At 68.3% G+C, this 11,865-nt stretch carries 9 protein-coding genes; 2 read left to right on the top strand and 7 right to left on the bottom strand.

Annotation, left to right across the window (positions count from 1 at the left end; genetic code table 11):
- The first annotated feature begins 275 nt into the window (after positions 1-275).
- Positions 276-737, top strand: a complete 462-nt coding sequence (locus OEJ36_RS13975; RefSeq protein WP_263402004.1) for a DUF3574 domain-containing protein — start codon at positions 276-278, stop codon at positions 735-737.
- Positions 737-1,585, top strand: a complete 849-nt coding sequence (gene speE / locus OEJ36_RS13970; RefSeq protein WP_263402003.1) for a polyamine aminopropyltransferase — start codon at positions 737-739, stop codon at positions 1,583-1,585. The genes OEJ36_RS13975 and speE overlap by 1 nt, the downstream gene beginning before the upstream one ends.
- Positions 1,586-1,806: 221 nt before the next feature.
- Here speE and OEJ36_RS13965 read toward each other — a convergent pair whose 3' ends face one another.
- From OEJ36_RS13965 to OEJ36_RS13935, 7 genes are all read right to left on the bottom strand, one after another.
- Entirely contained in the window at positions 1,807-2,268 is a 462-nt protein-coding gene (locus tag OEJ36_RS13965; protein WP_263402002.1) for a DUF3574 domain-containing protein, read from the bottom strand.
- Complete coding sequence (locus OEJ36_RS13960) at positions 2,265-3,629, bottom strand: APC family permease (protein ID WP_263402001.1); 1,365 nt, start codon at positions 3,627-3,629, stop codon at positions 2,265-2,267. The genes OEJ36_RS13965 and OEJ36_RS13960 overlap by 4 nt, the downstream gene beginning before the upstream one ends.
- 48 nt (positions 3,630-3,677) lie before the next feature.
- Complete coding sequence (locus OEJ36_RS13955; RefSeq protein WP_263402000.1) at positions 3,678-6,059, bottom strand: TonB-dependent receptor plug domain-containing protein; 2,382 nt, start codon at positions 6,057-6,059, stop codon at positions 3,678-3,680.
- 816 nt (positions 6,060-6,875) lie between these two features.
- Positions 6,876-7,541: a sulfite oxidase-like oxidoreductase gene (locus tag OEJ36_RS13950; RefSeq protein WP_263401999.1), complete on the bottom strand. Its 666-nt coding sequence runs from the start codon at positions 7,539-7,541 to the stop codon at positions 6,876-6,878.
- Between the two features lie 10 nt (positions 7,542-7,551).
- A complete protein-coding gene (locus OEJ36_RS13945) occupies positions 7,552-8,607 on the bottom strand; it encodes a substrate-binding domain-containing protein (RefSeq protein WP_263401998.1) in 1,056 nt (351 codons plus the stop codon).
- A 25-nt stretch (positions 8,608-8,632) separates the two neighbouring features.
- On the bottom strand, positions 8,633-9,634 hold the full coding sequence (locus OEJ36_RS13940; protein ID WP_263402007.1) for an ABC transporter permease: 1,002 nt from the start codon (positions 9,632-9,634) through the stop codon (positions 8,633-8,635).
- A 16-nt stretch (positions 9,635-9,650) separates the two neighbouring features.
- A complete protein-coding gene (locus tag OEJ36_RS13935; protein ID WP_411861005.1) occupies positions 9,651-11,222 on the bottom strand; it encodes a sugar ABC transporter ATP-binding protein in 1,572 nt (523 codons plus the stop codon).
- Between the last annotated feature and the right edge of the window lie 643 nt (positions 11,223-11,865).

Here is an 11,865-nt window from a genome sequence, read left to right as displayed (position 1 = left end):
CGCGAAGCTCTTGCTGGGTAGGAGCGAATTCATTCGCGATGGACTGTCCGCCCACCGGCAGCCCTGTGCCGGCGGAAGGTCTTTCGCGGCTGAAGCCGCTCCCACAGGGGCGCCACGCAGCGCGGCCGGGCATCGTCGTGTTGGGTTCCATCGTTATTCCTTGAAGATCTATCAATCTAATTTTTGCATCCTTCAGGGAATTAACGGGGCGCTCTATAGTGCGTGTCCCAGCCCTCCCCGCACGTCCGGAAGCGTGCTCGCACAAGGATTCCCGCATGTCCCCTCGCCTGTTGTTCCCCGCCCTTCTCCTGGCTTTGGCGGGGTGTGCGGCGACGCCGCCCGCGTCGGTCCATACCACCAACCCCACCAGCTCCACCCTGCAGGGCGACGCCTCGCGGCCGGCGCAGGCGCACTGGCTGCGCACCGAGCTGTATTTCTCCGTGGGCCCGCTGGAGGGCGGCCAGGGCAGCATCAGCCCGGCGCGCTGGCGCGAGTTCATCGACCAGGAGGTGACGGCGCGCTTCCCCGACGGGTTCACCGCCTTTGACGCCTACGGCCAGTGGCGCGACAAGGGCGCGGCGCAGCCCGAGCGCCTGAGCACCAAGGTCATCGTCATCCTCCATGAGGACAACCCGCGCCACGACGCCGATATCGAAGCCATCCGCCTGGCCTGGAAGCGCATCACCGGCGACCTTTCGGTGCTGCGCCTGTCGCAACCGGCGAACGTGTCGTTCTGATGGCCGACTACCGGGAAACCCTCTACGAGGGCTACGGCCAGCAGCTGCGCATCGACGAGCTGCTGCATGAAGGCCACACCGACCAGCAGCACCTGGTGATCTTCCGCAACGCGCGCTTCGGCCGCGTGATGGCCCTGGACGGCGTGGTTCAGACCACCGAGGCCGACGAGTTCATCTACCACGAGATGCTCGCCCACGTGCCGATCCTTGCCCACGGCGCGGTGCGCCGGGTGTTGGTGATAGGCGTGGGCGATGGCGGCATCCTGCGGGAGATCGTGCGCCATGCCGGTATCGAGGAGATCGTCGCGGTGGAGATCGACGCCGCAGTGATCGAGCTGTGCCGCGAGCACCTGCCGTTGCATTCCGGAGGCGCCCTGGACGACCCACGGCTGCGGCTGGTGATCGGCGACGGGCTGGATTTCGTCGCCACCACCGAGGAGCGCTTCGATGTGATCATCAGCGACTCCACCGACCCGGGCGGCCCCGCCAGCAGCCTGTTCGGCGCCGACTTCTACCGCAATTGCCAGCGTTGCCTCAGCGCCGATGGCGTGCTCGCCACCCAGAACGGCGTGCCCTTCCTGCAACCGGACGAACTCAGCGGCACAGCGCGCCACCTGGCGGCCACCTTCGCCGACTGGGGCTTCTTCCTCGCCGCCGTGCCCACCTACATCGGCGGCGCCATGAGCTTCGGCTGGGCCAGCAACAGCCACCGCGCCCGCACCACCGACCTCGCCACCCTGCAGCAGCGCTTCACCGCCAGCGGCTTGCGCACGCGCTATTACAACGCCGAGGTGCACCAGGCCGCCTTCGCCTTGCCGCAGTACATGCGTGAGTTGATCGAGGGGTGAGTTCCCCGCACCGACGCTGATCCAAGCGTAGGGTGGACCACGCTTCATCGGTCCACCTTTCGGGCTCGCCGGCCACTCCGCGTGGTGGATGGAAAGAGCGCCATCCACCCTACATCTGCCCCGCAACATGTGCCCGCAAACACGACCCGTAGGATGGCGTAGAGCGCAGCGAAACCCATCATCGCAAGCGTCGGGTTACACCCTACCTCCGGGCCTTGCCTTCAGGGCGCCAACTGGCGGTTCTTCACGCGTTCGTCGGTCCAGTCCGGGTCGCTGGCGGTGACGGGGCTGGAGACCTTGAGCACCGCCATGCCGTGGCGGGCGAGGAACAGTGCGCCGATCTCGGCGAGGGCTTCACGGTTGGCGGCATTGTCGGCATGGATGAGCAGGAGGATGCGCGAGGGCAGCTTCTCCGGCTTGCCGCTGGGGCCGCGCCACTGGCCGTGGACGTCGTACCAGCTGAGGCCGTCGGGGAAGCGCGGAGTCACTTCTTCGGCGAGGAAGCGCTCCCATAACGCGAGCTCGATGGCGCCGAAGTAGAGCTCGGTGCGCACCATCGCGTGTTCCCGCGCACGGCCATCGCCGGCCAGCGGGCTGCGGCTTTCCAGCAGCAGCGCGGCGCCGGCCAGGGTGACCACCAGGGCGAGCACCGCCGGCCCGCGCAGCAGTTTCCAGGCACTCATGGGGCCACCTCGCCCGCTACCGCCGGGCTGCCACGCCAGGCCAGCAGCACTTGCAGCAACGCGCCCAGCGCCAGCACGCCAAGGCCCACGAAGGCGCCGTAGCCGACATAGGCCAGGCTCGACCAGAGCATGTACAGGCACAGGGCGAAGAACAGCAGCGGCAACAGCGGATAGAGCGGCACCCGCACCGGGCGCGGCACCTCGGGGTGGCGGCGGCGCAGGATGATCAGCGCCAGGCTGCTGAGGGCCAGGAACAGCCAGTAGACCGGGGTCATGTATTCCACCATGGCGTTGAAGCCGCTCTCGGCGAAGCTGCCGAAGGCCACCAGCAGCAGCGCCACGCCGCCTTCCGCCAGCAAGGCCCGGCGCGGCACGCCATGGCTGTCGTCCCACTGGCCGAGGCGGTGCAGAGAGGGCACGTCGCGGGCGGCGGCATAGGTGGTGCGCGCGCCGACCATCAGCGTCGAGTTGATGCTGGCCACGGCGGAAACGCCCACTACCAGCAGGATCACCCCCACGCCCGGCGCCCCGAAGGCGCGGGCCAGCAGCTCCACCGCCGGTGCGCCGCTGGCGGCCAGCCCGTCGAAGCCCAGGCCCTGGATGAAGGCCCAGTTCAGCGCGACGTAGATGCCCAGCAGCACGCCCAGGGCGCCGAGCATGGCGATGAAGATGCCGCGTCGGCCGTCGCGGATTTCCGCCGACAGCGTGGCCGCGTCGCTCCAGCCGCCAAAGGCCAGGAAGACGAAGATCATCGCCGCCGAGAAGCCGGCCACCCCACCGTTCTCCGGCGGCAGCGGGTTGCTCGGCGGCGGTGGCTCGAAGCCCTGCCAGGCCAGGTGCACGCCGGCCGCGACTATGGCCAGGAAGCCCAGGGTCAGCAGGCTTACCAGCAGCGTCTGGGTGAGGAAGCCGACCCGCACGCCCAGCAGGTTGACCAGCACCAGGGCGACGATCAGCGCCCCGGCGAACAGCCCCGCGCCGTGGCGCCCGAGGGGCAGCACGGCGGTGAAGTAGTCGGCGAAGAGAAAGGCCGAGAGCGCGATCCAGCCGGTGTGCAGCACGGCGAAACGCGACCAGGCGAAGAGGAAGCCCAGCCGCTCGCCATAGGCGCGGTGGAGGAAGTGGTAGTCGCCGCCGGGATGGGGAAAGGCCGTGGCCATCTCGGCGAAGCACAGCGCGCCGACCATGGACAGCAGGCCGCCGAGCACCCACACCAGGTAGAAATGCTCGGCGCCGACGTTGAGCGCCACGGTGGGCGCGGTCTTGAGGATATCGGTGGTGATCACCATGCCCAGGGTCACCAGCAGCGCTTGCAGCACGCCGAGGTGACGCCGTGGCCCGGCGCTGGTGGTGTCGCTCATGCCCGCCTCCGGCAGGGGCCGGGCCGCCCGGGTGGGCGGCCGGCTCGGTCAGAAGCCGTAGGTGGCGCGGGCGTAGTAGTAGGCACCGTTGGAGCCCACCGGCGACAGCACGTCGTACGGCAGGTTGCCGCCGTAGTTGATCTCCGAGCTGGAGCGGTCCGGGTAGCGGTCGGTGAGGTTGTTGCCGCCCAGGGCGACGCTGAACTGCGGGGTGAATTTGTATTGCACCTCGGCGTCCAGCTGCCACACGGCGCCGTAGGTCTGCTCCGGCTGCGAGGTGCCGAAGTCGAACACGCGGGTGGTCTCGCCCTGGCGGGTGAGGCGGCCCAGCAGGCCCCAGTTGGCGTTGCTCCAGGTGGTGGAGAGCACGAAGCGATCACGCGGCGCGGCGTCGGTGAGGGTGTTGCGCTCCTCCACGCCCACCAGGGCGTCGTCGCCGATGCCCAGGGCGGCCAGCTGCGCGGGCGTGCCCTTGGTGCCGGTGACCTTGGTGTGGTTGTAGGTGTAGGCGGTGGTCACGCCCAGCTGGCCGTCGGCGAAGGGCTGGTGGTAGTTGAGCACCAGTTCGGCGCCATCGGTGCGGGTGTCGGCGGCGTTGGTGAAGAAGTTGACGTCATGCACCCCGGCCACGCCGAAGTTGTCCAGCACGTACTGCTCCAGGGCGTCGCTGCCGATGCGCTGGGACAGGGTGATGCGGTCCTTCACGTCGATGCGGAACACGTCGAACGACAGGTCGAAGCGCTCGCTGAGCTGGGCAGTGAGGCCGATGCTGAAGTTCTTCGAGGTTTCCGGGTCCAGGTCCTCGGCGCCCAGGGCGCGGGCGATGGGGTCGTTGACCGAGAGCACGCGGATATCGGTGAGCGTGCCGCCGGTGCCGAAGTTGCTGGTGGTGTGCTGGAAGCCCACCTGGGCCAGGGACGGCGCGCGGAAGTTGTTGGACACGGCGCCGCGCAGGGCCACTGCGTCGGTCAGGCGGTAGCGGCCGCTAAGCTTGCCGGTGAGCTTGCTGCCGGCGTCGTCGTAGCGCTCCCAGCGGGTGGCGGCGTCGACGAACAGGCGGTCGGTGAGGTCGCCCGAAAGCTCGGCGTAGGTGCCGAACACGTTGCGGTCCAGGTCCACTTCCTCGCTGGGGCGCAGGCCGCTGGCGCCATCGGCACCGGTGCCCACGTAGGAGGCTTCGTCGCCGGCGCGGGTCAGGTAGTTCTCGTAGCGGTACTCACCGCCCACGGCCAGGGCGAAGGACTTGCCCAGCAGACTCAGCTCGCGGGTGAAGTCGAGGTTGCCCACGGTCTGGCGCAGCTCGTATTCGCCGGTGTCGAAACGGGTCGGCGAGGCGGCACCGAGGGATTCGTTCAGCGTGCGCTTGGTGGCGGATTCGAACAGGTTGCGGCCGTGGGTGAGGCTGGCGTCGTAGTCCCAGTCTTCGCCGATCAGGCCCTTGAAGCCGCCGGTGAGGGACAGGTCCTGGTTGGTGCCGAGCGACTGCGGCAGGAAGCCGTTGGGGTAGAACGCCGGCTGCTCGTCCGGGTAGCGGTAGAACTCGGCACCGGTGGTGGTGCGGTGGTTGTAGGTGCCGAAGGTGTAGGCCTCGACATCGCCCAGTGCCAGCTTGCCGTTGAACCAGGTGTTGATGTCGCGGGCGTCGCCGTCGCCCATCACGTAGTTGCGCTGGCCGGGGGTGTCGGCGAAGCCGTCGAAGCCGGCGCGGTTGGTGGGGTTGCGGTCCTTGTATTCGGCACCGCCACGGATGAAGCCGTCTTCACCCAGGCGCGTGCCGATCTTGGCGCTGGTGGCGCTGTTCTGGCCGTCGGTGGTGGTCTTGTGGATGGCGCTCTGGTGGGTGTGGTAGGCGCCGTAGCTGGTGGACACCTCACCGCCCTCGGGGGCGTCGTCGAGGATGATGTTGATCACCCCGGCGATGGCGTCGGAGCCGTACTGGGCGCCGGCGCCGTCGCGCAGCACTTCGATGCGTTTCACCGCGCTGATGGGGATCGAGTTGAAGTCCACCGGGGCGGTGCCACGGCCGATCTTCGAGGAATCGTTGACCAGCGCCGAGGTGTGGCGGCGCTTGCCGTTGACCAGCACCAGCACCTGGTCCGGGCTCATGCCACGCAGCTGGGCGGCACGCACATGGTCGGCACCGCCGGAGTTGGACTGGCGCGGCAGGCTGAAGGACGGCAGCAGCGTCTGCAGGGCCTGGCCCAGTTCGCCGTTGACCGCGCCGGTGGATTTCAGGTCCTCGGCGGTGAGCACGTCCACCGGCACCGGCGAATCGAGCACGGTGCGGTTCTTGGCGCGGGTGCCGGTGACCAGCACGGTGCCGAGGCGGGTGGAGTCGTCGGCGCTGGTGGTGTCCTGGGCATGTGCGGGGGCTTGCGCCAATGCCGTGACCACGGCGGCGCCTAGCAAGGGAAAGGAACGGCGAAACATGCGAAATACTCCTTGTCGCACTGTTGCCGGGCAGTTGGCCAACCCTTGGAAGTTGCCGTCCCGACAGATGGATGCTGTTTTTAAATGGTCTTCAAGTTGCCATCGCGAAGTTGAACGGAAGCGTCCGCCAAACAGCGGAGACAAGTTCTGGTTCATCGTGCAACGGGGGCAGTGCCGACCGGGTCCGGCCTCTTTGCGAGGTGGCCTGGTATCTCGTTGTAGAGCGGCATCCATGCCTGATGGGGTGTCCTGGGGGCCGATCCTAGACGAGCCCGACGGACGGGCAAAATAACGAATAACACTTAGGTTATATCGCGCAGCCGGCTTATAAACAGAAACACGAAAGTTGCTGCTACAGCAGCAACAGGTGTTGCTGGAGCAACAATGAAAAGACAGTTTTTGGGTGACGTTAGTTGTCGAGAGCAACAACTAAGCGAACGTCGAGAAGAGTCTTTTAATTAGTGCTGAATAAAGTATTACGACGACGGGGCAGGAGGCACTCTCAATCGTAGGATGGGTAGAGCTACGCGAAACCCATGCTGCCGGGTGCCGAACCCAACGCCCCATGGTGGAGGTAAAAAGCGACCTCCACCCGCCAGGCTCCAACCCCGGGGCACGGTGTATTGCCAGGGTGGACCACGCTTCACCGGTCCACCATGCGAGGCTAGGCCTGACGCTAAAGGGTCTGCCATGAGTCCGTAGGATGGGTAGAGCTACGCGAAACCCATGCTGCCGGATGCCGAACCCAACTCCGCTGGTGGAGGTAAAAAGCGACCTCCACCCTACAGGTGCCGGAGGCTCCCCACCCTTCCCCGCTCAGTCATAGGCCTTGCGTTGCCACTCGTCCTCGGGGATGTCCAGCGCCTCGCCGGAGAAGCGCTGTTCGCGGAAGGGGTCGGCGTGCAGGTGGAAGCCGTTGCGCTCCCAGAAGCCCGGCGCTTCCTCGGTGGTGAACTCCAGGGCGCGCAGCCATTTGGCGCTCTTCCAGAAGTAGCGCCCGGCCACCAGCAGCCTTAGCGGCCAGCCGTGCTGGGGCGTCAGCGGCTGGTCGTCGTAGGCCAGCGCCAGCAGGCTGTCGGGGTGCAGCAGGTCGGCCAGGGCGAGGTTGGTCTGGTAGTCCGTGTCCGCGTGGGCCATGACGAAGGCGCCCCGGGGCTCGATGCCATGGGCCTGCAGCAGGTCGCCCAGGTGCACGCCCTGCCAGCGGGTGTCGAACTTCGACCAGCGGGTGACGCAGTGGATGTCGCAACGCACCTCGCGCTGCGGCAGCCGCTGCAAATCCTCGAAGCGCAGCTCCAGGGGTTTGGACAGCGCGCCGTGCAGGCGCAGCGACCAGTCGGCCAGCTCGTACCGGGGTACCTCGCCCTCGTGGAGGATGGGGAAGCGCTCGGTGAGCACCTGCCCCGGCGGCAGGCGCGCGCCGTGGGCCGGGTCGCTCTTCACCGCCCTCGCCTTGCGCAGCCGCGATGCCTTGTCGTGCATGTCGGTCGCCTCAGTCGGCCAGGGGAATCCACGGGGAACGGGCCACGCTGGCCGCCTCGCCGAAGGCCGGCAGCTTCTGCGCCAGGTCGCGCACGTTCTTCACATCCAGGTCCAGCAGTTGCTGGCGGGTGATCAGGGTGGCGGGCACCTGCACGCGCTCGCCCGTCTGCTCGCCGGCGATGCGCTGGGCCAGGGTGCGCACGCTGATGGCGCCGGCCACTTCCGGGTTCACCGCGGCGGTGGCGGCCCAGGCGCTGCCCGGCTCCTTCATGATCTGGATATCGGCGGTGGAGATGTCGGCGCTGTAGATCTTCACCTGCTCGCCCAGGCCGGCTTCGTCGACGGCGATCTTGGCGCCTTTGGCGAACTCGTCGAAGGGCGCGAAGATCACCTGCAGCCCCGGGTTGGCGCGCAGCACGGCGCTGGCCTGGTCGGCCACCGAGTTGGCGATGGGCGGGTTGAGGGTGCCGAAGCGGGCCTTCTCGACGATGCCCGGGTTGGCCGCCTTGACCTGGCGCCAGATCTCGTCGCGACGCTCCATGGGGGTGAAGCCACCGATGAACACGTAGCCGGCCTGGAAGGCGTTGCCGTTGTCCTTCAGCGCCTGGTCCAGGGCCAGTTGCGCCAGGGCGTGGTGGTCCTGCTCGATCTGGGTCACGCCGGGGTTGCCCAGCTCGACGTCGAACGCCACCACCTTGATGCCCTTGGCCACGGCCTTGTCGACGGTGTCCTTGAGGGTTTCGGCGAGGCCGAGCTGGACGATGATGCCGTCCACACCCAGGTCGATGGCCTGCTCCAACTGCTCGCGCTGGGTCGCCGCCTGCTGGCGGGCATCGAACAGGCGCAGGTCGACGCCCAGGGCCTTGGACTGCTTCTCCACGCCGCGCAGGTAGGCCTCGGGGAAGTCGCCGGAGAACAGGTAGCCGACCAAGGCGATGCGCACACCCCCCTTGTCGAAGGGGGCCGGGGCACCGGCGATTCCGGCAGCGCTGGCACCGGAGGCGAGGGACAGGGCCAGGGCGCCGGCCGCGAGGCGACGCAGGGCGCGGTTGATCAATGCAGGCATGTCGGATTCCTTATTTGAAGAGGGTTCAGCGCCCGCGCGGGGCGAGGCCGAAGGTGAACATCAGCGCCAGCACCAGCACCGCGCCCTTGACGAAGTCCTGGGCGTAGTACGGCGCGTTGAGCATGGTCAGGCCGTTGAGCAGGGTCGCCACCAGCAAGGCGCCGACCAGGGTGCCGAAGGCATTGGGCTTGCGTGCACCGAGCACGGCGAAGCCGATCAGCGCGGCGCCCAGGGCGTCGAGCACCAGGCCGTTGCCGGAACTGACGTCACCGCGCCCCAGGCGCGCCGCCAGCAGCAGGCCGCCGAGGGAGGCCAGCGAGGCGGAGAGCACATAGGCCAGCAGCTTGTAGCGCTCCACCGGCGCACCGGCCAGGCGCGCGGCCCGCTCGTTGCCGCCGATGGCGTAGAACAGCCGGCCGAAGCGCGTGCGTTCGAGGAAGGCCCACACCAGCAGCGCCACCACCAGCATCAACACCACTGGCACCGGCACCGTGTCCCACAGCCGCGCGCGGCCGAGGGCGAGGAAGGCGGCGCTGAAGCTGCCGATGGCCTCGTCGCCGTTGGGCAAGGTCATGCCCACGGCGATGGAACGGCCGCCGGTGGGGATCAGTTGCAGGCCGATGACCAGGAACATGCTGCCGAGGGTGGCGAGGATGTCCGGCACGCCCATGCGCACGATAAGAAAACCATTGAGCAGCCCCACCAGCGCGCCGCAGGCCAGGCTGATGGCCACCGCCGGCAGCGGGCCCCAGCCGAGCACCACCATCACGTAGCTGGCGCACATCAGGCTCATGGCCGCCACCGCGCCGATGGATAGGTCCAGCCCGCCCACCGCCATGGTCAGGGTCACGCCCAGGGCCAGCAGCGCGACGATGGACACCGACTGCAGGATGATGAATAGGTTGCCCACCCGCAGGAACGCCGGCTCCAGCACGGCGAACAGCACCAGGATCAGCGCCAGCACCAGCAGCAATCCGTAATGGATGGCCAGGCGCAGCAGCGTCTCCCCCAGGGGCGGTGTGACGATGGGGGATGCGGGGGATTCAGGCACGCGCGGCTCCTTGGCGATGCGGGTATTCGGGAATGGGGTCGAGCGGTGCGCCGGCCAGTTGCGCCACCAGTTCGGTGCGCTGCAGGCCCGCGCCCTGGTAGCCGGCGACGACGGCGCCGTCGCGCACCACGAGGATGCGGTCGGCGATCTCCAGTGCCTCGTCGGGGTCGGTGCAGATCACCAGGGTGGCGCGGCCGGCGGCGCTGGCCCGGATACGCGCACCGATCTCGCGGCGGGCGCGGATGTCCACGCCCTGGAAGGGTTCGTCGAGGATCAGCACACGGCCCTCGCCGAGCAGCCAGCGGGCCAGTACCACCTTCTGCTGGTTGCCGCCGGAGAGGGTTTCCATGGGCGCGTCGACGCCCGCGCATTTGATGCCCAGCGCTTGCACCTGGCCCTGCACGGCATCGCGTTCGGCGTCGCGGTCGATGAAACCGGCGCGGCTGAAGCGTTCGAGGAAGGGCAGCGTCAAAGTGCGCGCCAGGGAGAAACCCGGCACCAGGGAGCCCCGCGCGCGGTCCTCGGTGGCCATGAACACGCCGCCGGCGATGGCCTGGCGTGGCGAGGCCGGCGCCCAGGGGCGGCCGTCGAGGACGATGCGCCCGGCGGCGGCCTGGCGCAGGCCGAAGAACAGCTCGGCGATCTCGGATTTACCGGCACCGAGCAGGCCGGTGAGCGCCACCACCTCGCCTTCGTGCAGGCTCAGGTCGAAGGGCGCGCTGTGCTCATGCAGGCGGCAACCCTGCACGCCCAGCACCTCGCGCCCGGGCTCGCGGTGCTGCAGGGCCACCGGTGCCAGGGCGGAGCCGAGCATCGCCACCACGGCGGCAGAAAGGTCCAGCGGCGCGGCGAACTCGCCGGCCAGGCTCCCGTCGCGCAGGACGATGGCGCGGTCGGCGACGCGCTGCAGGTCCGACAGGCGATGGGAGATGTATAGGATGGCCACGCCCCGCTGGCGCAGGCCGTCGATAAGGGCGAACAGGCGCTCGGCCTCGCTGGCCGAGAGCGACGCGGTGGGCTCGTCGAGGATCAGCAGCCGGGGCTCCAGCGCCAGGGCGCGGGCCAGCACCACCAGTTGCTGTTCGGCGGTGCCCAGGGATTCGATAGGGGCGTCCAGCGGCAGCTGCAGGTCGAGCCCACTGGCGATGCGCTCGGCGCGTTGGCGCAAGCGCCCTCGCCCAGCCCAGATGCCGCTGCCGGGCTGGCACAGCTCGTCCAGCACCAGGTTTTCCGCCACGCTGAGGCCAGGCACCACGGCCTCGTCCACATGCTGGTGCACCGCGACGATGCCCGCGCCGCGGGCGGCATGGGGCGAGGCGAAGCGCACCGCCCTGCCCTGCACCCGCAGCTCGCCGGCATCATGACCGTGGCTGCCGGCGAGCACCTTGACCAGGGTCGACTTGCCGGCGCCATTGGCGCCCAGCAGCGCCACCACTTCGCCGGGGTACAGGTCCAGGTCGATGCCCTGGAGCACGGGGCTGGCGCCGAACGACTTGCCCAGCCCGCGGGCACTGACCAGGGCGCTGGCCAAGGCATCAGGGCGGGCGGCTATCGAAGCGGTCATGGACATCTCGGCAGGCAACGGAAGGAATGCGTCAGGGACGGCGCTCTCAGCGGCACCGCCTCGTTGATCGCATATAGCCTAAATAACCATTAAGCCGAGAAATAAATAACCGATTCGCATATGGATATAAGAGGCTTGCCGGGGGCCGAGGCATCGGCAGGAACCGGAGTACCCGTAGGTTGGGTTGAGGTACGAAGCCCAACGTGGGGAGGCCGAGCATCGCTGAGTTGGGCCTCGCTACGCTCGGCGCCAACCTACGGCACCCTGCCCAACCCGAACCACTGCACCAGCCTGGTGGGAGCGAATTCATTCGCGATGGCGCATCCGGCCACGCGTAGCAGAGTGCTTGCTGAAGGTCTTTCGCGGCTGAAGCCGCTCCCACAGGGAGCCCGCCGCTGTAGGTCGGGTGCAACCCGACGGGGCTGGTGCGCAATGTCACGCGGGTTTCACCCGCACTACGGACTGAAGCCGCTCCCACAAGGTAAGCCCACCGCGAGGCCGGGTTCTGTCGTTGGTCGATGCCAAGCGAAGCCGCTGGAAAAGTCGACTAATCTGCATATTCGAAGACCGCGACATTACGGAGCTACTCACCGGGAAGGAGGTTGAGCAACAATTCTCGCTGTCATGCGCCAGTGAAGTTCAG

The sequence above is a fragment of the Pseudomonas sp. PDM13 genome (assembly GCF_025685765.1).
GTDB classification, from domain to species: domain Bacteria; phylum Pseudomonadota; class Gammaproteobacteria; order Pseudomonadales; family Pseudomonadaceae; genus Metapseudomonas; species Metapseudomonas solani.
Note: the sequence above shows the minus strand (reverse complement) of the source record. Positions and strands in the feature narration are given on the sequence as shown.

Coding starts and splice junctions, on each gene's coding strand:
- OEJ36_RS13975 (WP_263402004.1), top strand. CDS start 276: ATGTCCCCTCGCCTGTTGTTCCCCGCCCTTCTCCTGGCTTTGGCGGGG.
- speE (WP_263402003.1), top strand. CDS start 737: ATGGCCGACTACCGGGAAACCCTCTACGAGGGCTACGGCCAGCAGCTG.
- OEJ36_RS13965 (WP_263402002.1), bottom strand. CDS start 2,268: ATGAGTGCCTGGAAACTGCTGCGCGGGCCGGCGGTGCTCGCCCTGGTG.
- OEJ36_RS13960 (WP_263402001.1), bottom strand. CDS start 3,629: ATGAGCGACACCACCAGCGCCGGGCCACGGCGTCACCTCGGCGTGCTG.
- OEJ36_RS13955 (WP_263402000.1), bottom strand. CDS start 6,059: ATGTTTCGCCGTTCCTTTCCCTTGCTAGGCGCCGCCGTGGTCACGGCA.
- OEJ36_RS13950 (WP_263401999.1), bottom strand. CDS start 7,541: ATGCACGACAAGGCATCGCGGCTGCGCAAGGCGAGGGCGGTGAAGAGC.
- OEJ36_RS13945 (WP_263401998.1), bottom strand. CDS start 8,607: ATGCCTGCATTGATCAACCGCGCCCTGCGTCGCCTCGCGGCCGGCGCC.
- OEJ36_RS13935 (WP_411861005.1), bottom strand. CDS start 11,222: ATGACCGCTTCGATAGCCGCCCGCCCTGATGCCTTGGCCAGCGCCCTG.